This window comes from Klebsiella sp. K47 (assembly GCF_051858335.1).
Lineage (GTDB): Bacteria > Pseudomonadota > Gammaproteobacteria > Enterobacterales > Enterobacteriaceae > Klebsiella > Klebsiella pneumoniae.
Map to the genome: position 1 here is coordinate 1 of NZ_JBPYUI010000243.1, position 237 is coordinate 237.

Consider the following 237-nt stretch of genomic DNA (forward strand, 5'->3'; position numbering starts at 1 on the left):
CGATGTTCTGGATTGTCCGCGAGATCTAAAGTCCGGTAATAGGTCGAAGGGGCGATCGGTAAAATCCTACAAATCGCCTCAACACCGTATAACGCTTTATTGTTATGGATAAAATCCACCATTATTTGTGTGGGCGGTCGAGCTCCGCCTGGGCGAAAAAAGCGGCTGCTTTGCGTAGAATTTCATTGGCTCGCTGCAGTTCTTTATTTTCGCGTTCAAGTTGTTTAATGCGTTCTT

General features: G+C 46.0%; 1 pseudogene and 1 other annotated feature. The pseudogene reads right to left on the bottom strand.

What is annotated here, in order from left to right:
* A pseudogene (locus RRF55_RS27880) lies at nt 1-237 on the bottom strand (IS3 family transposase); the annotation flags it as partial.
* Nucleotides 48-164: a sequence feature (AL1L pseudoknot), on the bottom strand. (Overlaps the previous pseudogene by 117 nt.)